Raw genomic sequence first — 19,789 nt, 5'->3', positions numbered from 1 at the left:
CGCTCCTTGTAAAGATCGCCGTCGTGGCATGTGGGGCGGCCGCCCCACATGCCACGACGGCGATCTTTACAAGGAGCGGAACACCGTTGAGCGGCTCATCAACAAGTTGAAGGCCTGGCGGGGCATCGCCACTCGATACGACAAGACGCCCGAGAGCTACCTCGCCGGCCTCCACCTCCGTGCCTCGATGATCTGGATCAACGACCTCCTGAAGGCAACTGGCTGATCACAACATCACACACACCCTAGTACGGCGCCCGGAAGTTGATGTACCCCAGCAGCAGGATCACCGCGGCCACACAGCCCAGCACCACGACCGTCGACACCCACGACGAGCGGGACCGGCGACCGGACCCCCTGTGGTCGGGCTCAGGCCGGAAGGGCACGGGCCCGGGCGGATTGTCCTTCCAGCGCGCGGCGAGCATCCGGGCCCGCGCCGAGGGCTCCTTGTGCTCGGCGCTGTCCGCCCATCTGAGGTCGAACTCGCGCTCCTGGCCGTCCTGTTCGTGCTCGGGCATTCCCTCTCCACCCCCGTGTGGGTCCTCCCAGCAGAATAGAACACACGACCGCGCCCTCGCTGCCCGTACGGGCAGCGAGGGCGCGGTCGTGGCGTCTCGTTCAGGCGTCGATCACACGTCGAAGTACAGCTCGAACTCGTGCGGGTGCGGACGCAGCTGAAGCGGCGCGATCTCGTTCGTGCGCTTGAAGTCGATCCACGTCTCGATCAGGTCCGGCGTGAACACGTCGCCCTGGAGGAGGAACTCGTGGTCGGCCTCGAGGGAGTCGAGGACGGCCGGGAGCGAGGTCGGGACCTGCGGGACGCCCGCGTGCTCCTCGGGAGCCAGCTCGTACAGGTCCTTGTCGATCGGCTCGGCCGGCTCGATCTTGTTCTTGATGCCGTCCAGGCCCGCGAGCAGCAGCGCCGAGAACGCCAGGTACGGGTTGCCGGAGGAGTCGGGCGCGCGGAACTCGACGCGCTTGGCCTTCGGGTTCGAGCCCGTGATCGGGATACGCATGGCCGCGGAGCGGTTGCGCTGCGAGTAGACCAGGTTCACCGGGGCCTCGAAGCCGGGGACCAGGCGGTGGTAGGAGTTCACCGTCGGGTTGGTGAAGGCCAGCAGCGACGGGGCGTGCTTGAGGATGCCGCCGATGTAGTAGCGGGCGGTGTCCGACAGGCCCGCGTAACCGGCCTCGTCGTAGAACAGCGGGGAGCCGCCCGACCACAGGGACTGGTGGACGTGCATGCCCGAGCCGTTGTCACCGAAGATCGGCTTCGGCATGAAGGTCGCCGTCTTGCCGTTCTTCCATGCCACGTTCTTCACGATGTACTTGAAGAGCTGGAGGTCGTCGGCGGCGGCGAGCAGCGTGTTGAACTTGTAGTTGATCTCGGCCTGGCCGGCGGTGCCCACCTCGTGGTGCTGGCGCTCGACCTGCAGGCCGGCGCGGTTCAGCTCCAGGGAGATCTCGGCGCGCAGGTCGGCGAAGTGGTCGACCGGCGGGACCGGGAAGTAACCGCCCTTGTAGCGGACCTTGTAACCACGGTTGTCCTCGAGGGCGCCGGTGTTCCAGGCGCCGGCCTCGGAGTCGATGTGGTAGAAGGACTCGTTCGCGGTGGTCGCGAAGCGGACGGAGTCGAAGACGTAGAACTCGGCCTCGGGACCGAAGTACGCCGTGTCGGCGATACCGGTGGAGGCCAGGTAGGCCTCGGCCTTCTTCGCCACGTTGCGCGGGTCACGGGAGTACTGCTCGCCCGTGATCGGGTCGTGGATGAAGAAGTTGATGTTCAGCGTCTTGTCACGGCGGAACGGGTCGACACGGGCGGTCGACAGGTCCGCGCGCAGCGCCATGTCGGACTCGTGAATGGCCTGGAAGCCGCGGATGGACGAGCCGTCGAAGGCCAGCTCCTCGTCCGCGTCGAACGCCTCGGCAGGCACCGTGAAGTGCTGCATCACGCCCGGCAGGTCGCAGAAGCGGACGTCGATGAACTTGACGTCCTCGTCCGCGATGAACTTCTTGGCCTCGTCGGCGTTCTGGAACATCCAGCTCCTCCTACTCCCGACCGTCCCGCCGGGGTGGTAGTTCGTTCGTGCGGCCAGTGCGGGTGGCACACGCTGACCTCGACCCTAGGGACGGGTGGTTTCTCGGGCGTGACTCATTTGTTTCGCACAAGTTAACCGGTTCACCTTCCACCGTAGCCCCGACGCACCCCGCCGTGCCCTGGTCATTTACGGGCGCAGTACCGTGGACGGGTGGACAACAGGCAAGCACTCGGATCGTGGCTTTCCGGGCCCCGCGCGGCCGTGGAAGAGGCCGGTGTCGACTTCGGATACCGGGGCGAGCAGCTCGGTCTGCCCGAGGAGGGACCCGGCTCGATCGCCCGCCCGGGGCGGCGGCTCGGCGCCCTCGCCGTGGACTGGGGCCTCAGCCTCCTGATCGCATACGGTCTCATCACCCAGAGCTACAACGAAGCGGCCCAGATCTGGGCGCCGCTCATCATGTTCGCCCTGATGGTGCTGACGGTCGGTACGGTCGGCTTCACGCCGGGCAAGCGGCTCCTCGGCCTGCGGGTGCTCGCCCTGGACACCGGCCGCGTCAGCCCGTGGCGCGCGGCGCTGCGCACGGTCCTGCTCTTCCTCGCGATCCCCGCCCTGATCTGGGACCGCGACGGCCGGGGCCTGCACGACCGGCTGGCGGGTACGGTCGAGGTCCGCATCTGACACGCGCGAACGGACACATGAGTGAAGGGGCGCCCGGAGTGATCCGGGCGCCCCTCACTCATGTGGTGTGCGGGTTGTCAGCGAGCCTTCGGCCCGCCGCCCTTCGGCATCCGCATGCCCTTCGGCATCGGCCCCTTCGGCAGCGGCATGTTGCTCATCAGGTCGCCCAGGGCGCGCAGCCGGTCGTTGGTGGCGGTGACCTGCGGGCCGGTCAGCACGCGGGGCAGCTTCAGCATGGTCGTGCGCAGCTTCTTCAGCTCGACCTGGCCCTCGCCCGTGCCCACGACCAGGTCGTGCACCGGGACGTCCGCGACGATGCGGTTCATCTTCTTCTTCTCGGCGGCGAGCAGGGACTTCACCCGGTTCGGGTTGCCCTCGGCGACCAGTACGATGCCGGCCTTGCCGACCGCGCGGTGCACCACGTCCTGGTTGCGGTTCATCGCCACCGCGGGGGTCGTCGTCCACCCCCGGCCGATGTTGTCGAGCACCGCCGCCGCGGCACCGGGCTGGCCCTCCATCTGCCCGAAGGCGGCCCGCTCGGCCCGCCGCCCGAACACGATCGCCGTCGCGAGGAAGGCGAGCAGGAGGCCCAGGATGCTGGCATAGATGGGGTGACCGATCAAGAAACCGATCGCGAGGAAGACACCGAAGGTGACGATTCCGACTGCCGCGAGTACAAGACCGATCTTCTTGTCGGCCCTGCGGGTCATCTTGTAGGTCAGGGCGATCTGCTTCAGTCGCCCGGGGTTCGCAGCGTCCGCTGCGGTTTCCTTCCTCGCCATGCCCCGAAGTCTACGTGGCCCCACAAGCGCCTACGACGGCAGTGTCCGCGGGAGCGCTCGCGGGGGAGCGGGCGGGCCTCAGGGGTGGACGGAGAGGGACCGGGAGGCGGACTGGTCGAGGACACGCTGCGCCTCGACCCGGTCCTTGGCGCGACGGCGGTCCTCCAGCACGGAGGTCCAGGCGTTGCGGCGGGCGGTGCGCTGACCGCTGCTCAGCAGCAGCGACTCGACGGCACGCAGGGCGGTGGTGAAAGACGGAATCGCGGTGGCGCGAACAGGTGCGGCCTGCATGGGCGAGGTCCCCCTCGGGAGCGGGTGTACGTGCTGTGAGTTCAGCGTCACTGATTGGTGTTACCAGGGCATGACCGACCGGTCAAACACCCATGAAGCCCTGGTTGGGAACCGTCGAACGGCGACGCGGTCCTGACATGTGCCCTCATCTGCGAGGACGCTCAGGACCGCGTCATATCGGTCGCTACCGGCGGGTAGTGTCTTGTGCGCGAATTCACACGCTTGTGCCGCCCTATGGCGGGAAGGGCGGTGACGGTTCGTCAGACCGCCTGGGCCGCGATGCGCGCGTCCCGCTGCTCCATGGCCATCCGGTAGAGCCGCCCGGCGCGGTACGAGGACCGCACCAGCGGGCCCGACATCACACCGGAGAAGCCGATCTGCTCGGCCTCCTCCTGCAGCTCCACGAACTCGTGGGGCTTGACCCAGCGCTCCACCGGGTGGTGGCGCACGGAGGGCCGCAGGTACTGCGTGATGGTCACCAGCTCGCAGCCCGCGTCGTGGAGCTGCTTCAGCGCTTCGCTGACCTCCTCGCGGGTCTCGCCCATGCCGAGGATGAGGTTCGACTTGGTGACGAGGCCGTAGTCGCGGGCCTCGGTGATGACCTTCAGGGAGCGCTCGTAGCGGAAGCCGGGGCGGATCCGCTTGAAGATCCGAGGGACGGTCTCGACGTTGTGCGCGAAGACCTCGGGACGGGAGGAGAAGACCTCTTCCAGCTGCTCCGGGACGGCGTTGAAGTCGGGCGCGAGCAGCTCGACCTTCGTCCGGCCGGCCTCGCGGCCTGCCGTCTGCTGGTGGATCTGGCGGACCGTCTCCGCGTACAGCCAGGCGCCGCCGTCCTCCAGGTCGTCGCGGGCGACGCCGGTGATCGTGGCGTAGTTCAGGTCCATCGTGACCACGGACTCACCCACGCGGCGGGGCTCGTCGCGGTCGAGCGCCTCGGGCTTGCCGGTGTCGATCTGGCAGAAGTCACAGCGCCGGGTGCACTGGTCGCCGCCGATGAGGAACGTCGCCTCGCGGTCCTCCCAGCACTCGTAGATGTTGGGGCAGCCGGCCTCCTGGCAGACCGTGTGCAGGCCCTCGCTCTTCACGAGGTTCTGCATCTTGGTGTACTCGGGGCCCATTTTCGCCCGGGTCTTGATCCACTCGGGCTTGCGCTCGATGGGGGTCTGGCTGTTGCGGACCTCCAGGCGCAGCATCTTGCGTCCGTCGGGTGCGACTGCGGACACGACCGGCTCCCTAGCGATTGATTCTTCGGCGCCCTCAAGGGTACGCCCGTTGATTTGAATGCCTGTGTGGGTGCCAGCCCCTCCACGGCCCGTTTTATGCCGCCGGGGCCTTCTCGATCTCCCGCGGCTTCAGCTCCGCGTTCTCCAGGACGTCCCGCAGGTGCCGCTCGACGACCGGCAGGACCTCCTCGATCGTCACGTCGCGGCCCAGTTCGTTGGCCAGGGAGGCGACCCCCGCGTCACGGATGCCGCACGGGATGATCCGGTCGAACCACTTGTTGTCCGGGTTCACATTGAGCGCGAAGCCGTGCATGGTGACGCCCTTGGCCACGCGGATGCCGATCGCGGCGATCTTGCGGTCCTCGCGGCGCTGGCCCGCGTTGGACGGCGCGTACTCCGGGCCGTTCATGCGCGGGTCGAACTCCTCGTCGTGCAGACGCGGGTCGAAGTCCAGGGCCAGGCCGCCCAGCGCCGGGCGCTGCTCGACCGGGTCGCCCAGCACCCACACCCCGCTGCGGCCCTCGACCCGGGTGGTCTCCAGGCCGAACTCCGCGCAGGTGCGGATCAGGGCCTCTTCGAGGCGGCGTACGTGGGCCACGACGTCCACCGGGCGCGGGAGCTTCTGGATCGGGTAGCCCACGAGCTGGCCGGGGCCGTGCCAGGTGATCTTGCCGCCGCGGTCCACGTCGATGACCGGCGTGCCGTCGAGGGGCCGCTCGTTGTCCGCCGTGCGCCGTCCCGCCGTGTAGACAGGGGGGTGCTCCAGGAGCAGCACGGTGTCGGGGACCTCGTCCGCGAAGCGCGCCGCGTGCACCCGGCGCTGCTCGTCCCACGCCTCCTGGTACTCGACGGCCTCGTCACCGAACCCCATGCGGACGAACCGCAACTCACTCACGGCAAGCGCCTCCCTCGGACGGGTGTGTCAGGCACGTATCGCGCCCAAGCCACTGTACGTCCGGCCCGGACACGTCAGTCCTGGGGCCAATCCTCACACGATCGGATGAATGTCCGGGAAAATGTGTGATGGGGTGTTTACTCTCCGCTACATTCGCGCCGTCCAGCAAGCCATAAGGCCTGCTCACAGGCAATCCGGCAGATCACCCACACCGGAAGGCAGGAGACCGCACCGCACCATGACGGAACGACCCGCGCAGCGCACCCCCAACCGACAGCTCGCCGCGCTCATCGCAGAAGCGGGGTTCTCCAACGCGGGTCTCGCCCGTCGCGTGGATCAGCTCGGTCTCGAACACGGGCTCGATCTGAGATACGACAAGACATCCGTCACCCGATGGCTGCGCGGCCAGCAGCCCAGGGGTACCACGCCCGCGCTGATCGCCGAGGTCTTCACCCGGCGCCTGGGCCGCCGCCTCACCGCCCAGGATCTCGGCCTCGACGCCTGTGCGCCCGTCTACGCGGGGCTGGAGTTCGCGTCCACCCCCGAGGAGGCCGTCGACATCGTCAGCGGGCTGTGGCGCAAGGACTCCGGCAGCCACGCCGAGCTGCGCAAGATCGCCTTCACGCCGGCCGGGCTCGTCGTGCCGAGCCGGGACTGGCTGATCGGCCGGGCCGACGAGAAGGTGGCCCGCGGTGAGCCGCCCGCCGCCCGTATCCCGGCCCAGGGCCGCGCCGCCCTCCGGTCTCCGGCCGAGCCGGGCGTACCGTCCCTGCCCCGCCAGCGCGGGCAGGCCGAACGCGGACCCGGCCAGAGGGTGACCGCCGGCGACATCGCCGCCCTGCGCTCGGTCGGCGAGCTGTTCCGCACCCTCGACGACGCCTACGGCGGCGGCCACGCCCGCCAGGCCCTCGTGCGCTATCTGGAGCACGAGTGCGAGCCCATGCTGCGCGGCACCTACGGCGAGCAGACCGGCCGTCGGCTGTTCGCCGCCGCCGCCGATCTGACCCGGCTCGCGGGCTGGACGTCGTACGACATCGCCGCGCACGGCCTCGCCCAGCGCTACTTCGTGCAGGCGCTCCGGCTCGCCCAGGCGGCCGGGGACCGGACGTACGGGGCGTACGTGCTGGTCACCATGAGCCGGCAGGCCGTCTACCTCGGGCACGGGCGGGAGGCGGTGCAGCTCGCGCGCGTGGCGCAGCAGGGCGTCGGCACCTCCGCGCCGCCCGTCGTGCAGGCGCTGCTGCACTCCTCCGAGGCGCGCGGACACGGCGTGCTCGGCGAGGTGCGGGCCTGCACGGCCGCACTGGTCCGCGCCGAGCGCGCCCTGGAGACGGCCCGGCCCGGGGACGACGTCCCGCACTGGGCGAAGTTCTTCGACGAGGCACAGCTCGCCGACGAGTTCGGGCACTGCCACCGGGACCTTCAGCAGTTCCGCGCCGCCGCCCAGCACGCGGAACGCTCACTCCAGCTCCGCGCCCCGTCCTACGCCCGCAGCCGCCTCTTCTGCCGCGTGGTCCTGGCCACCGCCCGCCTCGGCCTCGGCGAACTCGACCAGGCCTGCCAACTGGCCGCGGAGGCGGCGGGCCAGGCGGCGGAGATGCGTTCGGTACGGGCGGTGGAGTACGTGAGGGACTTCGAGCGCAGGCTGGAGCCGTACAAGGACGCGGCCCCGGTGCGGAATTACCGCGACAAAGTAGCGGCCCTTGGGTAGAAGGGCTCAGGGGCGCGGGGCTGCGTCGATTTGCGGCTCCGCCGCGTGGGCGCGAACGGCCACAACGAACCCGCAGCCGACGAAGCACCTAAGCAGCCCGGGGCACCGTCGGCAGCGGATCGGCAACATGCATCGACCGCCCAGCCCCCAAGTCCGCCAAGATCGCCGCAGACGCCCGATGCCCAGAGTGCAAGGCGCCCTGGACCGTACTGGTGTCCCGGTGATCCCCACACACATACAGCCCCGCAAGCAACCGCACCGGCCGCCGCAGATCATGCGGCGGCCGCATCGCCGGCACAGCCTCCGCCGTGTGATGCACGGCCAACGTCTCCCACCGAGCCGTCGACACCCCGTACAGCCGCGCCAGATGCATCCGCACCGCCGTGTCGACATCCCCCGGCGGCCGCCCCAGCACCGTCGAGGACACCAGCGCCCGCCCCGCCGGAGCACGGGACGGATCGACCTGGCTGACCACAGCCGTGTGCGCGACCGGCCCACCCAGGTCCGCGTCGAGCAACAGCGACGCCCCGGTCCCCGGCGGCTCGTCCGTCGTGTGATGCACCACCGTCACCGGATGGGACTCCGGCACCCGCAGCCCCGGCAACAGCTCGGCCGCAGCCCTCGCATCCGTCGCCACCAGCACCGCCCGGCAGCGGATCTCGCCGTGCTCCGCGGTGGTCACCGAGGTCGTGGAGACGGAGGTGACGCGCACGCCGGTGTGCACGGTGCCCGCCGGCAACGTGCCCGCCAGCAGCTGCGGCAGGGCCTCGGCGCCGCCCTCCGGCAGGCACAGCCGGCCGCTCGCGAAGGCGCGCAGCGCGAGGTCCGCGCACCGGCTGGACGTCGTCAGGTCCGGGTCGCACAGCAGGGCGGCGAGCAGCGGACGCAGGAAGCCGTCGATCGTACGGGCGGGCAGCCCGCGGGCCGCCAGGGCCTCACCGGCGGGCAGCTCCGGGCGGGCCAGCAGCCGTTCGGCCGGTGTGCCCGCCAGCCGGGTCAGGGCGGCTCCCAGGCGGGCCTGGTCGACCGCCGTGCCCAGCGGGGCACCGGACCGGCTCCGGGGCACGGAGACCTGCCGTCCGGGCACCGCCACCGGCCTCCTGGGCGGCCTGGGCGCGGACGGCGACCGGGGGGCGCTCGCCAGGGCGCGCACCGCGTGCAGTGCGCCCCGTGCGCCCCCTGCGCCCGCCTGGACGCCCGCGCGATGGTGGCGTCCGTCGCCGTGCAGCAGGACACCGGGCGCGAAGGGGCGCAGCACGAGCCCGCCGAGGCCGGGTGTCAGCCGTAGTTCCGGGTACGCCGTGGACAGCAACTGGCCGATTCTGTCGAGCCGGAAGCCGTCGACCTTCTCCGTCGCCATGCGGCCGCCGACCCCGTGGGCGGCCTCCAGGACCATGGTCGTCACTCCTGCGCTGGTCAGCCGGTGCGCGGCCGAGAGTCCGGCGACCCCGGCCCCCACGACGACCACGTCCGCCTGGTAAGCGGGCTCAAGCACGTGCCCCTCCTCGAGGTTGCGCGGCACTGGAGACGTCATGCCCTCAACAGGCCCCAGGGATACGCGAGTTCTGGTCGAGAGTAGGGCCGTGATCGGTCAGGGGGAGTCGCGCATCGACAGGGCACGGTCGCACGGCGGTCGCATACGGAGGCCTTGTGGGCACGAAGTGGTCGTAGGGGCTCCGGGGTCCGTCACAACGCCGCCCGGATCGCCCCCTCGATGTCCGGGAAGGCGAACCGGAACCCCGACTCCAGCAGTCGCGTCGGCAGCACCCGGGCGCTGCCGAGCACATCCCCGGCCATCTCGCCGAGCACGGTCCGCAGTACGGGCGCGGGCACGGTGAACAGGGTCGGGCGGTGCAGCACGCGCCCCATCGCCCCCGTGATCTCACCGTTCGTCAGGGGGTTCGGGGCGGTGATGTTGAACGGCCCGGACAGGCCGTCGGTGTCGATGAGATGCCGGATCGCGGCGACCTCGTCGTGCAGCGCGACGAACGACCAGTACTGCCGCCCGTCGCCCATCCGCCCGCCGAGCCCGGCCTGGAACAGCGGGAACAGCCGCCCCCAGGCACCGCCCTTGCGGGACACGACCAGCCCGGTCCTGGTGAACACCGTGCGCACGCCGGCCTCCTGGGCGGGTGCGGTGGCGGCCTCCCACTCCACGCACAGCTCGGGCAGGAAACCCGTGCCCGCCGGCGCGCTCTCGTCGACGACCCGGTCCCCGGTCTCGCCGTAGTAGCCGATGGCGCTGCCGTTCACGAAGACCCGCGGCCGGTCCTTCTCGTCCAGCGACGCGACGGCCCGGGCGAGCGCCGCCGTGCCGTCCACCCTGCTGGCGCGGATCCGCTGCTTGTAGGCGTCCGTCCAGCGACGGTTGCCGACCCCCGCACCGGCCAGGTTCACCACCGCGTCGCACCCGGCGAGCCCGGCCGCGTCCACGCGCCCACCCTCGGGGTCCCACCGGACCTCGTCCGCCGCCCGGGGCGTACGGCGCACGAGGCGCACCACCTCGTGCCCGTCCGCGGTCAGGGACCGCGCCAGGGCGCCGCCGATGAGACCGGAGGCACCGGCCACTGCGATACGTGAGGGTTCCATGGGCCCATCCTGCCCGCCCGCCGTGAATCCGGCGTCCGGCCACAGGCCCTCACCGTAGGGTGACGCCATGTCCGAGCCCCGCGAACCGCGCATCCGCACCGCCGTGCCCGATGACGGCGAAGGGCTGGCCCTGCTGGACCGCCTCGCGTGGTCGCACCTGCACGCCGTGGTGCCCCGGCCGCAACCGCCGTACCCGCCGTTCTTCAACGAGCGGCACACCCCCGCAGACTGCCTGGTCGCCGAACTCGGTGACCGCCTGGCGGGCTACGTGCTGCTCGGCTTCCCGACGCCGGCCGACTCGAACCGGCACGTCCGCCAGATCCAGGGCCTCGCCGTCTCGGAGGAGGCGCGCGGCCGGGGCGTCGGGCGGGCGCTGGTCCGGGCCGCCGTCGACGAGGCCCGCCGGCGCGGTGCCCGCCGCCTCACCCTGCGCGTCCTCGCCCACAACACCCCGGCCCGGGGGCTCTACGAGGCCGAGGGATTCGTGGTGGAGGGGATCCTGCCCGAGGAGTTCCTGCTCGACGGGACCTACGTCGACGACGTGCTGATGGGGCGCTCCCTGCGAGCCTTGGGCTACGACTCGGCCAGCTCGCCCGTGTCCACCGGCGCCGTCGCGTTCGCCGCGCGCTCGGCCTCGGAGGAGACCTCGGCCGCGGTCAGCACGTAGCCCGTCTCGGCGTCCGAGGTGGAGCGGGCGAAGACCACGCCGAAGACCCGGCCGTCCGTGGTGAGCAGGGGGCCGCCGGAGTTGCCGGGGCGGACGGTGGAGCGGATCGAGTAGATCTCGCGGGTGACGGTGTCGTCGTTGTAGATGTTCTGGCCCGTCGCCCGGACGCGGTTCGCGACCGTCGCCGCCTGGAGGTTCAGGTCGCCGTCCTGCGGGTAGCCAGCGACGACCGCCGAGTCGCCGCGCCCGGCGTTGTCGTCGAACCGCAGCACGGGCGCCTTGAGACCCGGCACGTACAGCACGGCCACGTCCTTCTGCGGGTCGAAGAGCACCACCCGCGCCTCGTACGTCCGCCCGACCCCGCCGATCTGCACGGTCGGCTCGTCGATGCCGGCCACGACGTGGGCGTTGGTCATCACGTGCTCTCGCGCGTACACGAACCCGCTGCCCTCGCGGCCCTGGGTGCCCGCGACGCCCTCGACCTTGACCGTGCTCAGCTTGGCGGCGTTCGTCGCGGCAGCCGTGACGCTGTCGCCCGAGGGCCTGGCGACCTCGGCCGTCGACTCGTTCTCGAACGGGTTGAAGACCTGCGGGAAACCCGCCTGGGTCAGCGCGGACGTGGCCTCCGAGAACCAGGCGGGAGTCGTGTCCGGCATCGTCCGCTGCACCGCGCCGAGCAGCCGCGAGTCCCGGATCGCCGAGGTGACCAGCGGCGACGAGGAAGCGCCCAGGACGCTCGCGGCCACCCACGCCACGATCAGGACCGCGACCGCGTTGGCCACCGCCCCGCCGATCCCGTCCGCCACGCGGAGCGGCCCACGGTCCAGCTCCCGCCGCAGCCTCAGCGCGAGGCGCCCCGCCAGTTCGTGCCCCACCACCGCCGGGAGCAGCACCGCGAACACCGCCGTCACCGTCGCGCGCGTCGTACCCGGCGGCACCAGGTCCATCACCCACGGCAGGATCCACACGCCGACGACCGCACCGCCCACGAAGCCCGCCAGCGACACACAGCCGGCCACCAGCCCCCGCCGGTAGCCGGATGCCGCGTAGGCCAGGATGACCAGCAACAGCAGGATGTCGAGCAGGTCCACGCACGCCTTCTTTCTCTCGAACCCCTTAGTACGTGGGGGAAGGGCCCGGTGATCAGTCACGCGCGCGTGAATGATCAGAACCGGCCACGCACGCGTGCACTCGGAAAAACGTCGCGGACCGTGACGATGGTTCCACCGGGTGGCACATCACACATCGCGGACGGACCGGATCAGGCCGACAGTGGGATCATGCGTGTCTTCCGGAGACGGCTCTTCCGAAGACGGCGGGGCACGCGCGGGCACCGCGCCGCCGGGACGCCCGGCATAGCCGGACTGCCGCGCGCGGCCCGGGTGCCGCTCGGCTGCCTGCCGGGCGTCGCCGCCGTCGTGGCGCTGGTGCTGTGCGCCCACGGCGTCGAGCACGCCGCCGAGACCGGCGCCCGCCCGGCCACGCAGCGCCCCGCCGCCACGCCCTACGCGGCCCCGCGCCCGCACATCGTGCCGCGATCACAGTGGCTGGGCGACGCCGCCCGCAAGCAGCCGCGTCCGCGCTACGACGACCGGGTCGTCGCCGTCTTCGTGCACCACACCGACTCGCCCAACGGCTACGACTGCGCCGACGCGCCCCGCATCCTCCGGGACCTCTACACCGGCCAGACCGGCACCCGCGACTGGGACGACATCGGCTACAACTTCGTCGTCGACCGCTGCGGCACCGTCTACGAGGGCCGCGCCGGCGGCGTCGAACGGGCCGTCACCGGCGCCCACACCCAGGGCTTCAACCACGGGACCACCGGCATCGCCGCCCTCGGCACCTTCACCGCGGGCATGCCCGTACCCCGGGCGATGATCCACGCCATCGCCGCACTGTCCGCCTGGAAGCTGGGCCTGACCGGCACCGACCCGCGGGCGAGCGTCCGCCTGGTGTCCAGCAACGGCCTGAGCCGGTACGCGGCCGGCACCACCGCGGAGCTGCCCGCCCTCGCCGGCCACAACGACGGCTACATGACCAGCTGCCCGGGCGCCGCCCTGCACGCCCGGCTGCCGGAGATCAGGCAACTGGCCGCCCGGTTGCAGGGCCGGCCGCCGGGTCCACAGGAAGGCCACAGCCGGCGCGCAGGGTCCTCAGATCCCGGCGCCCTACGGTCACCACCACAGGCAGCCGACCGGAGGTGGGGACCATGAACAACGCTCGTACGAGGAACCCGGGGATCCGAGCCGGGGTCACGCGCGGCCCCTGGGCGGTGCTCTGCGCGGTCGCGACCGTCGTCCTGGGCCCGGCGGCGGCCACCGCGTCCGCCCTCGACCAGGCCAACGCCGCCCCGCTGCACCACGCGGCCAAGGCGGACCAGGCGCACGCGTACCTGCCGTCCGACACGAGCCGCCGCCGGGTAGCCTGATCAGCCCCTGAAGCGTTCCCACAGCCGGGGATAGCGCTCGGCGAGCAGGTCCTCGTTCTCGAAGTCGAGCGGGGTGCCCTCCGGTTCCGGGGGCGCGGGCGGGATCCCCAGGTCGGGGGCGACCGTGCCGGTGAGCTGCTCGTAGGCCTCGTCCGCCGCGTAGCCGAGTTCCTCGCCGTCGCCGTCGATCTCCTCGTCGAAGTCGTCCAGCAGCTCGGCGAGCGAGTCCGGATCGTGCACGGCGCCCTCGAAGACATGGCGGCCCTGGCCGATCAGCCAGCACCGGAAGAAGTCGAAGGCGTCGTCGCTCGCCCCGTCGAGCAGCACCCAGGCGGCGCCCCACAGGTCCCACCGGTAGGCGCGGTTGTAGCGGGACTCGAAGTGCCGGGCGAAGTCCAGGACCGAGTCCGGGTCCAGCTGCGCGAGCCGCTCCACGAGCAGGTCGGCCTGCTCCTCCGGGTCGCCTTCGGCGGCCTCCCGCGTGTCGTCGACCAGCTCCCAGAACTCCGTCTCGTCCATCACGGGTCCAGCATCGGCCCTGGGGCACAGGGGCGCACCCGGAGTGCGCGGGATCGTTATACGCCGTCCTGGCGGTGGTACAGCCCGGCCAGCCGCAGCGCGTCCCCGGCGAACCGCTCGCGCAGGCTGTCGGGCGCCAGTACCTCCACCTCCGGGCCCAGCGCCGTCAGCTGGGCGTGGGCGACCTCCTCGGACTCCACCGGAAGGGCCACCGTCACCCAGCCGTCGCAGTCCGGGGCGTCCGCGTCCGCCAGGGCCTCGCGGGCGGACAGCGAGTCGAGGGCGTACGGCAGCCGGCGCACCCCGTCGGGGGACAGCCGGACCACGACCCGGGCCCGCAGGAGGGACCGCGCGAACTGCTCCGCCCGCTCCTCCCAGAAGGCCGGCAGGTCGAACTCCGGCTCCCGCTCGAAGCGCTCCTCGCCCGTGTCCACCGCCGTGAACCGGTCGATCCGGTACACCCGGAAGGACCCGCCCCCGGCCACCCGTGCGCACAGGTACCAGACGCCCGCCTTCAGCACGAGCCCGTACGGCTCCAGCTCCCGGACGACCTCGTCCTCACCGCGCCGGTAGCGCGCGGTGACCCGCCGGTCGTCCCACACCGCGTCGGCGACCGCCGGCAGCAGCACGGGCGTCTTCGGCTCCTTGAACCAGTTCGGCGCGTCCAGATGGAACCGCTGCGCCGCCGTCCTGGACGCGTCCCGCAGGGACGGCAGCAGCGCCGCCGACACCTTCAGCCGGGCGGCCGAGGCGGCGTCCTCCAGGCCCATCTCGCGCAGCGCCCCTGGCACCCCGGACAGGAACAGCGCCTCGGCCTCGCTGCGGTGCAGCCCGGTCAGCCGCGTCCGGTACCCGCCGACCAGCCGGTACCCGCCGGCCCGGCCCCGGTCCGCGTACACCGGCACACCCGCCTCCGACAGCGCCTGCGCGTCCCGTGTGACCGTCCGCTCCGACACCTCCAGCTCACGGGCGAGCTCGGCGGCCGTCATGGAGGGCCGGGACTGGAGCAGCAGCACCATCTTGATGAGCCGGGCAGCGCGCATGCAGCACATCATGCAGGAGGAGGCCCCCGCCGCAGCGGGAGCCTCCTGCCTTGCAGCTCTTACAGACCGTACTTCGCGCGCGCTTCCTTCACGGCCGTCGCCTTGACCTCGCCGCGCCCCGCGAGCTGGGCCAGGGCCGCGACGACGATCGACTCGGCGTCCACGCCGAAGTGGCGGCGGGCCGCCTCGCGGGTGTCCGAGAGGCCGAAGCCGTCGGCGCCCAGCGAGGACCAGTCCTGCTCGACCCACTGCGCGATCTGGTCCGGGACCTGGCGCATGTAGTCGGAGACCGCCAGCACCGGGCCCTCGGCGCCCTGGAGCGCCTGCCGGACGAACGGGATCCGCTCCTCGCCGCGCAGCAGCGCCTCGTCCGCCTCCAGCGCGTCCCGGCGCAGCTCGCTCCAGGACGTCGCCGACCACACGTCGGCCGCCACGCCCCACTCCTCGGCGAGCAGCCGCTGCGCCTTGAGCGCCCAGTGGATCGCCGTACCGGAGCCGAGCAGCTGGATCCGCGGGGCGTTGGCCGGAGGCGTGATGCCCGCCGACTCCGCCGTGTTGAAGCGGTACAGGCCCTTGACGATGCCCTCGTCGATGCCGTCGACGGACGGCTTCGCGGGCTGTGGCAGCGGCTCGTTGTAGACGGTCAGGTAGTAGAAGACGTTCTGGTCCTCGCCCGGGGCCGCCTCGCCGTACATACGGCGCAGACCCTCCTTGACGATGGCCGCGACCTCGTAGGCGAACGCCGGGTCGTACGTCAGTGCCGCCGGGTTGGTCGCGGCGATGACGGGGGAGTGGCCGTCGGCGTGCTGGAGGCCCTCACCGGTCAGGGTGGTGCGGCCGGCCGTGGCACCGACGAGGAAGCCGCGGCCGAGCTGGTCGCCGAGCTGCCACATCTGGTCGGCCGTGCGCTGCCAGCCGAACATCGAGTAGAAGATGTAGAACGGGATCATCGTCTCGCCGTGCGTCGCGTACGACGTCGAAGCGGCGATGAAGTCGGCCATCGAACCGGCCTCGGTGATCCCCTCGTTGAGGATCTGGCCGTTCTTGGCCTCCTTGTAGTACATCAGCTGGTCGCGGTCGACCGGCTCGTACGTCTGGCCCTTGGGCGAGTAGATGCCCAGGGACGGGAAGAGGCTCTCCATACCGAAGGTGCGCGCCTCGTCCGGGACGATCGGCACCCAGCGCTTGCCGGTCTCCTTGTCGCGGACCAGGTCCTTCACCAGGCGGACGAACGCCATGGTGGTGGCCACGTTCTGCGAGCCGGAGCCCTTGTCGAAGGAGGCGAACGCCTTCTGAGCCGGGGCGGGCAGCGGCGCGACCGGGTGGACGCGGCGGGCCGGGGCAGGGCCGCCGAGGGCCGCGCGGCGCTCCTGGAGGTAGCGGACCTCGGGGGAGTCGGCGCCCGGGTGGCCGTAGGGGACCACGCCGTCGACGAAGTCGCTGTCCTTGATCGGCAGGCCGAGCAGGTCGCGCATGTTCTTGAACTCGTCCACCGTCAGCTTCTTCATCTGGTGGTTGGCGTTCTTCGACGCGAAGCCCTCGCCGAGGGTGTGGCCCTTGACCGTCTGGGCCAGGATCACGGTCGGCGCGCCCTTGTGCTCGACGGCCGCCTTGTACGCGGCGTACACCTTGCGCGCCTCGTGCCCACCGCGCGAGAGGTGGAAGCACTCGAGGATCTTGTCGTCGCTCAGCAGCTTCGCCATCTCCTCCAGCGCCGGGTCGGCGCCGAAGAAGTCCTGGCGGATGTAGGCCGCGTCGCGGGTCTGGTACGTCTGGATCTGCGCGTCCGGTACCTGGCGCAGGCGGCGTACCAGCGCGCCCGTGGTGTCGAGCCGGAACAGCTCGTCCCAGGCCGTACCCCACAGCGTCTTGACGACGTTCCAGCCGGCGCCGCGGAACTGGGCCTCCAGCTCCTGCACGATCTTGAAGTTGGCGCGGACCGGGCCGTCCAGGCGCTGGAGGTTGCAGTTGATGACGAAGGTGAGGTTGTCCAGCTCCTCACGGGCCGCCAGCGCGAGGGCCGCCGTCGACTCGGGCTCGTCCATCTCGCCGTCGCCGAGGAACGCCCACACGTGCGAGGCGGAGGTGTCCTTGATGCCGCGGTTGGTGAGGTAGCGGTTGAAGCGCGCCTGGTAGATGGCGGAGAGCGGGCCCAGACCCATGGAGACGGTCGGGAACTCCCACATCCAGGGCAGGCGGCGCGGGTGCGGGTAGGACGGCAGGCCGTTGCCGCCCGACTCGCGGCGGAAGTTGTCGAGCTGCTCCTCGGTCAGACGGCCGTCGAGGAACGCGCGGGCGTAGATGCCGGGGGAGGCGTGGCCCTGGATGTAGAGCTGGTCGCCGGAGCCGTCGGCCTCTTTGCCTTTGAAGAAGTGGTTGAAGCCGGTCTCGTACAGCCAGGCGGCGGAGGCGAAGGTGGCGATGTGGCCGCCGACGCCGTACTTGCTGCCACGGGTGACCATCGCGGCCGCGTTCCAGCGGTTCCACGCGGTGATCCGCTGCTCCATCGCCTCGTCACCGGGCACGGCCGGCTCGGCGGCGGTGGGGATGGAGTTGACGTAGTCGGTCTCCAGGAGCTTCGGCAGCGCGATGCCGGCGCCCTCGGCGCGCTCCAGCGTGCGCCGCATCAGGTACGCGGCACGGTGCGGCCCGGCAGCCGTGGCGACCGCGTCCAGGGAGGCCTGCCATTCGGCGGTCTCCTCCGGGTCCCGGTCCGGGAGCTGGTCGAGCTCGCTCGGCTGGATGGCGTTGGGGTCGGTCATGTCGCCGCCTTCCTCAGTCGAAGGGGGTTCCCTCATCGGTAAGGGTTCGGGGGTGCCCTTTGTCTTTGGCAGGACAGGGCTGGGGCTCGGGTGGCAAGCCCGTCGGCGACTGTAACTCGCTGATCGATGATCGATCAAAGGGTTGAGAGGCAAAACCTCTTGATTACGAGAAAGTAGGCACGGGGTGCCTCCGGCGATGGCACGGAGTGACCTCTTCGGCTCGGTGTTTTCGCAGGTCGGGAGGCGTTTGAGCGGGAGTGTGCTCGGGTGTCACGCCCGGGGCGCGCAGCCCAGGACGTGCGCCTTCACGAGTTCCGCGATCCGGGGGTCGCGGCGCTTGAAGGCGGCGACCAGCTCCTCGTGCTCCTCGGCGTACGACTGCTGCTGGGTGCCCAGCCAGCGGATCGACAGGGCCGTGAACACCTCGATGCCGAGGCCTTCCCAGGTGTGCAGCAGGACGGAGTTGCCGGCGGCGCGGACCAGTTCGCGGTGGAAGGCGACGGTGTGGCGGACCTGGGCCGTGCCGTCGGACAGGCGGTCGGCCTCGTACAGGGCGGAGACGTGCGGTTCCAGGGCCGAGCAGTCCTCCGACAGGCTCTGGGCCGCCAGTTCCGCCGCGATGGCCTCCAGACCGGCCCGGACCGGGTAGCTCTCCTCCAGGTCGGCGGCGGTCAGGTTCCGTACGCGGACGCCCTTGTTGGGAGCGGACTCGATCAGGCGCAGCGACTCCAGTTCCCGCAGGGCCTCGCGTACGGGTGTCTGGCTGACTTCCAGTTCCGTGGCGATGCGCCGCTCCACGATCCGCTCGCCCGGCTGCCAGCGTCCGCTGATGATCCCCTCCAGGATGTGCTCGCGGATCTGCTCGCGCAGCGAGTGGATGACGGGCGCGGTCATGAAGGCTCCTTAAGGGGGTTTGACGTTTAGACAATAAGGCCGGGTCGCTCCGGAGGCGGTGTGGGTGGGGGTGCTTTGGTGCAGGTGAGACGAGACTTACACGGGGGTTGTGGGCTTGTCGTTCGACTGACGGTTGTGTGTGGTTGCTCGCCCACGCGGCGGAGCCGCACATGTCACAGCCCCGCGTCCCTCGGGTACGACGGTGCCCCGCCCGGGAGATCCGGACGGGGCACCGTTCAGCCGTACAGGAAGGTCAGAGGCCGAGCTCGACCTCGAACTCGCCCGCCTCCAGGATGGCCTTGACCGCCGTCAGGTAGCGGGCGGCGTCGGCGCCGTCCACCAGGCGGTGGTCGTAGGACAGGGTCAGGTACGTCATGTCGCGGACGCCGATGGCCGTGCCCTCCTCCGTCTCGATGACGGCCGGGCGCTTGACCGTGGCGCCGATGCCGAGGATGGCGACCTGGCCCGGCGGCACGATGATCGTGTCGAAGAGCGCGCCGCGCGACCCGGTGTTGCTGATGGTGAAGGTCGCGCCGGACAGCTCGTCCGGGGTGATCTTGTTGGCGCGGACCTTGCCCGCCAGCTCGGCCGTGGCCTTGGCGATACCGGCGAGGTTGAGGTCACCGGCGTTCTTGATGACCGGGGTCATCAGGCCCTTCTCGGAGTCCACCGCGATACCGATGTTCTCGGTGTCGAAGTAGGTGATGGTCCCCTCGGCCTCGTTGATCTTGGCGTTGATGGGCGCGTGCGCCTTCAGCGCCTGGGCCGCGGCCTTGACGAAGAACGGCATCGGGGAGAGCTTGACGCCCTCGCGGGCCGCGAACGCGTCCTTGGCACGGGCGCGCAGCTTCATCAGGCGGGTGACGTCGACCTCGACGACCGAGGACAGCTGGGCCTGCTCGTGCAGGGCCTTGACCATGTTGTCGCCGATGACCTTGCGGATCCGCGGCATCTTGATGGTCTGGCCGCGCAGCGGCGAGGCCTCCAGCGTCGGGGCCTTCTTGGCGGCGGCCGGAGCGGCGGCGGCCGGAGCCGGGGCAGCGGCGGCGGCCTTGGCGGCCTCGGCGGCGGACATGACGTCCTGCTTGCGGATACGGCCGCCGACGCCCGTGCCCTTGACGGTGGACAGGTCGACGCCGTGCTCGGCGGCGAGCTTGCGCACCAGCGGGGTGACGTAGGCGCCGTCGTCGGCCGGCTGGGCTGCGGCCGGGGCGGCCGGCGCCTGGGCCGGAGCCGGGGCGGGAACAGGAGCGGACGGGGCC

18 protein-coding genes and 2 pseudogenes are annotated in these 19,789 nt (G+C 71.3%); 6 read left to right on the top strand and 14 right to left on the bottom strand.

Annotated features, from left to right (window positions below; genetic code table 11):
* Positions 1 to 226: pseudogene (locus tag CA983_RS23545) on the top strand (hypothetical protein); the annotation flags it as partial.
* Positions 227 to 245: 19 nt separating this feature from the next.
* On the opposite strand, the gene CA983_RS23540 reads toward CA983_RS23545, so the two are convergent.
* Together CA983_RS23540 and glnA are read right to left on the bottom strand one after the other, a co-directional pair.
* Positions 246 to 518: an SCO2583/SCO2584 N-terminal domain-containing protein gene (locus CA983_RS23540; RefSeq protein ID WP_086602879.1), complete on the bottom strand. Its 273-nt coding sequence runs from the start codon at positions 516 to 518 to the stop codon at positions 246 to 248.
* A gap of 111 nt (positions 519 to 629) precedes the next feature.
* A complete protein-coding gene (gene glnA, locus CA983_RS23535; RefSeq protein ID WP_086602878.1) occupies positions 630 to 2,039 on the bottom strand; it encodes a type I glutamate--ammonia ligase in 1,410 nt (469 codons plus the stop codon).
* Between the two features lie 210 nt (positions 2,040 to 2,249).
* Here glnA and CA983_RS23530 point away from each other — a divergent pair, with 210 nt between their 5' ends.
* On the top strand, positions 2,250 to 2,717 hold the full coding sequence (locus tag CA983_RS23530; RefSeq protein ID WP_086602877.1) for an RDD family protein: 468 nt from the start codon (positions 2,250 to 2,252) through the stop codon (positions 2,715 to 2,717).
* A 77-nt stretch (positions 2,718 to 2,794) separates the two neighbouring features.
* Here the strand turns inward: CA983_RS23530 and CA983_RS23525 are convergent, their stop codons facing one another.
* From CA983_RS23525 to lipB, 4 genes are all read right to left on the bottom strand, one after another.
* Entirely contained in the window at positions 2,795 to 3,499 is a 705-nt protein-coding gene (locus CA983_RS23525) for a DUF4191 domain-containing protein (RefSeq protein WP_086602876.1), read from the bottom strand.
* Between the two features lie 78 nt (positions 3,500 to 3,577).
* Positions 3,578 to 3,790: an SCO2195 family GlnR-regulated protein gene (locus CA983_RS23520; RefSeq protein ID WP_086602875.1), complete on the bottom strand. Its 213-nt coding sequence runs from the start codon at positions 3,788 to 3,790 to the stop codon at positions 3,578 to 3,580.
* Between the two features lie 260 nt (positions 3,791 to 4,050).
* Complete coding sequence (gene lipA, locus CA983_RS23515; RefSeq protein WP_086602874.1) at positions 4,051 to 5,016, bottom strand: lipoyl synthase; 966 nt, start codon at positions 5,014 to 5,016, stop codon at positions 4,051 to 4,053.
* Positions 5,017 to 5,110: 94 nt separating this feature from the next.
* The gene (gene lipB / locus CA983_RS23510) at positions 5,111 to 5,911 is read right to left on the bottom strand and encodes a lipoyl(octanoyl) transferase LipB (RefSeq protein WP_086602873.1); all 801 of its coding nucleotides are present in this window, start codon (positions 5,909 to 5,911) and stop codon (positions 5,111 to 5,113) included.
* A 238-nt stretch (positions 5,912 to 6,149) separates the two neighbouring features.
* Between lipB and CA983_RS23505 the strand changes: the two genes are divergently transcribed.
* Positions 6,150 to 7,622 carry an NsdA family TPR-like regulatory protein gene (locus CA983_RS23505; RefSeq protein WP_086602872.1) on the top strand — a complete coding sequence of 491 codons (1,473 nt, stop codon included), beginning with the start codon at positions 6,150 to 6,152 and terminating at the stop codon, positions 7,620 to 7,622.
* An 88-nt stretch (positions 7,623 to 7,710) separates the two neighbouring features.
* Here CA983_RS23505 and CA983_RS23500 read toward each other — a convergent pair whose 3' ends face one another.
* Positions 7,711 to 9,117: an NAD(P)/FAD-dependent oxidoreductase gene (locus CA983_RS23500; RefSeq protein WP_086602882.1), complete on the bottom strand. Its 1,407-nt coding sequence runs from the start codon at positions 9,115 to 9,117 to the stop codon at positions 7,711 to 7,713.
* Between the two features lie 191 nt (positions 9,118 to 9,308).
* On the bottom strand, positions 9,309 to 10,211 hold the full coding sequence (locus CA983_RS23495; protein WP_086602871.1) for a TIGR01777 family oxidoreductase: 903 nt from the start codon (positions 10,209 to 10,211) through the stop codon (positions 9,309 to 9,311).
* A 67-nt stretch (positions 10,212 to 10,278) separates the two neighbouring features.
* Here CA983_RS23495 and CA983_RS23490 point away from each other — a divergent pair.
* Positions 10,279 to 10,773, top strand: a pseudogene (locus tag CA983_RS23490) (GNAT family N-acetyltransferase); the annotation flags it as partial.
* An 11-nt stretch (positions 10,774 to 10,784) separates the two neighbouring features.
* On the opposite strand, the gene CA983_RS23485 reads toward CA983_RS23490, so the two are convergent.
* Positions 10,785 to 11,969 carry a MarP family serine protease gene (locus CA983_RS23485; RefSeq protein WP_086602869.1) on the bottom strand — a complete coding sequence of 395 codons (1,185 nt, stop codon included), beginning with the start codon at positions 11,967 to 11,969 and terminating at the stop codon, positions 10,785 to 10,787.
* Between the two features lie 189 nt (positions 11,970 to 12,158).
* On the opposite strand from CA983_RS23485, the gene CA983_RS23480 reads away from it, so the two are divergent.
* Complete coding sequence (locus CA983_RS23480) at positions 12,159 to 13,094, top strand: peptidoglycan recognition protein family protein (RefSeq protein WP_341866686.1); 936 nt, start codon at positions 12,159 to 12,161, stop codon at positions 13,092 to 13,094.
* Entirely contained in the window at positions 13,091 to 13,309 is a 219-nt protein-coding gene (locus tag CA983_RS23475; RefSeq protein WP_086602868.1) for a hypothetical protein, read from the top strand. Before CA983_RS23480 ends, CA983_RS23475 begins: the two co-directional genes overlap by 4 nt.
* On the opposite strand, the gene CA983_RS23470 is transcribed toward CA983_RS23475, so the two are convergent.
* The 5 genes from CA983_RS23470 to sucB form a co-directional block, all read right to left on the bottom strand.
* On the bottom strand, positions 13,310 to 13,828 hold the full coding sequence (locus CA983_RS23470; protein ID WP_086602867.1) for a DUF4240 domain-containing protein: 519 nt from the start codon (positions 13,826 to 13,828) through the stop codon (positions 13,310 to 13,312).
* Positions 13,829 to 13,884: 56 nt separating this feature from the next.
* Positions 13,885 to 14,871, bottom strand: coding sequence for a helix-turn-helix transcriptional regulator (locus CA983_RS23465; RefSeq protein ID WP_086602880.1), 987 nt, complete (start codon positions 14,869 to 14,871; stop codon positions 13,885 to 13,887).
* Between the two features lie 59 nt (positions 14,872 to 14,930).
* A complete protein-coding gene (aceE, locus tag CA983_RS23460; RefSeq protein WP_086602866.1) occupies positions 14,931 to 17,633 on the bottom strand; it encodes a pyruvate dehydrogenase (acetyl-transferring), homodimeric type in 2,703 nt (900 codons plus the stop codon).
* Positions 17,634 to 17,903: 270 nt separating this feature from the next.
* Positions 17,904 to 18,527 carry a GntR family transcriptional regulator gene (locus CA983_RS23455; RefSeq protein ID WP_086602865.1) on the bottom strand — a complete coding sequence of 208 codons (624 nt, stop codon included), beginning with the start codon at positions 18,525 to 18,527 and terminating at the stop codon, positions 17,904 to 17,906.
* 253 nt (positions 18,528 to 18,780) lie between these two features.
* Positions 18,781 to 19,789: 2-oxoglutarate dehydrogenase, E2 component, dihydrolipoamide succinyltransferase (sucB, locus tag CA983_RS23450; protein ID WP_107500266.1), on the bottom strand; the 1,009-nt coding region annotated here is incomplete at its 5' end.

The organism is Streptomyces swartbergensis (genome assembly GCF_002148965.1).
Taxonomy (GTDB): Bacteria; Actinomycetota; Actinomycetes; order Streptomycetales; family Streptomycetaceae; genus Streptomyces; species Streptomyces swartbergensis.
Note: the sequence above shows the minus strand (reverse complement) of the source record. Positions and strands in the feature narration are given on the sequence as shown.

Bases quoted from the DNA above. Each gene is read 5' to 3' on its own strand.
- CA983_RS23540 (WP_086602879.1), bottom strand. From the start codon at position 518: ATGCCCGAGCACGAACAGGACGGCCAGGAGCGCGAGTTCGACCTCAGA.
- glnA (WP_086602878.1), bottom strand. From the start codon at position 2,039: ATGTTCCAGAACGCCGACGAGGCCAAGAAGTTCATCGCGGACGAGGAC.
- CA983_RS23525 (WP_086602876.1), bottom strand. From the start codon at position 3,499: ATGGCGAGGAAGGAAACCGCAGCGGACGCTGCGAACCCCGGGCGACTG.
- CA983_RS23520 (WP_086602875.1), bottom strand. From the start codon at position 3,790: ATGCAGGCCGCACCTGTTCGCGCCACCGCGATTCCGTCTTTCACCACC.
- CA983_RS23505 (WP_086602872.1), top strand. From the start codon at position 6,150: ATGACGGAACGACCCGCGCAGCGCACCCCCAACCGACAGCTCGCCGCG.
- CA983_RS23495 (WP_086602871.1), bottom strand. From the start codon at position 10,211: ATGGAACCCTCACGTATCGCAGTGGCCGGTGCCTCCGGTCTCATCGGC.
- CA983_RS23480 (WP_341866686.1), top strand. From the start codon at position 12,159: ATGCGTGTCTTCCGGAGACGGCTCTTCCGAAGACGGCGGGGCACGCGC.
- CA983_RS23475 (WP_086602868.1), top strand. From the start codon at position 13,091: ATGAACAACGCTCGTACGAGGAACCCGGGGATCCGAGCCGGGGTCACG.
- CA983_RS23470 (WP_086602867.1), bottom strand. From the start codon at position 13,828: ATGGACGAGACGGAGTTCTGGGAGCTGGTCGACGACACGCGGGAGGCC.
- CA983_RS23465 (WP_086602880.1), bottom strand. From the start codon at position 14,871: ATGCGCGCTGCCCGGCTCATCAAGATGGTGCTGCTGCTCCAGTCCCGG.
- aceE (WP_086602866.1), bottom strand. From the start codon at position 17,633: ATGACCGACCCCAACGCCATCCAGCCGAGCGAGCTCGACCAGCTCCCG.
- CA983_RS23455 (WP_086602865.1), bottom strand. From the start codon at position 18,527: ATGACCGCGCCCGTCATCCACTCGCTGCGCGAGCAGATCCGCGAGCAC.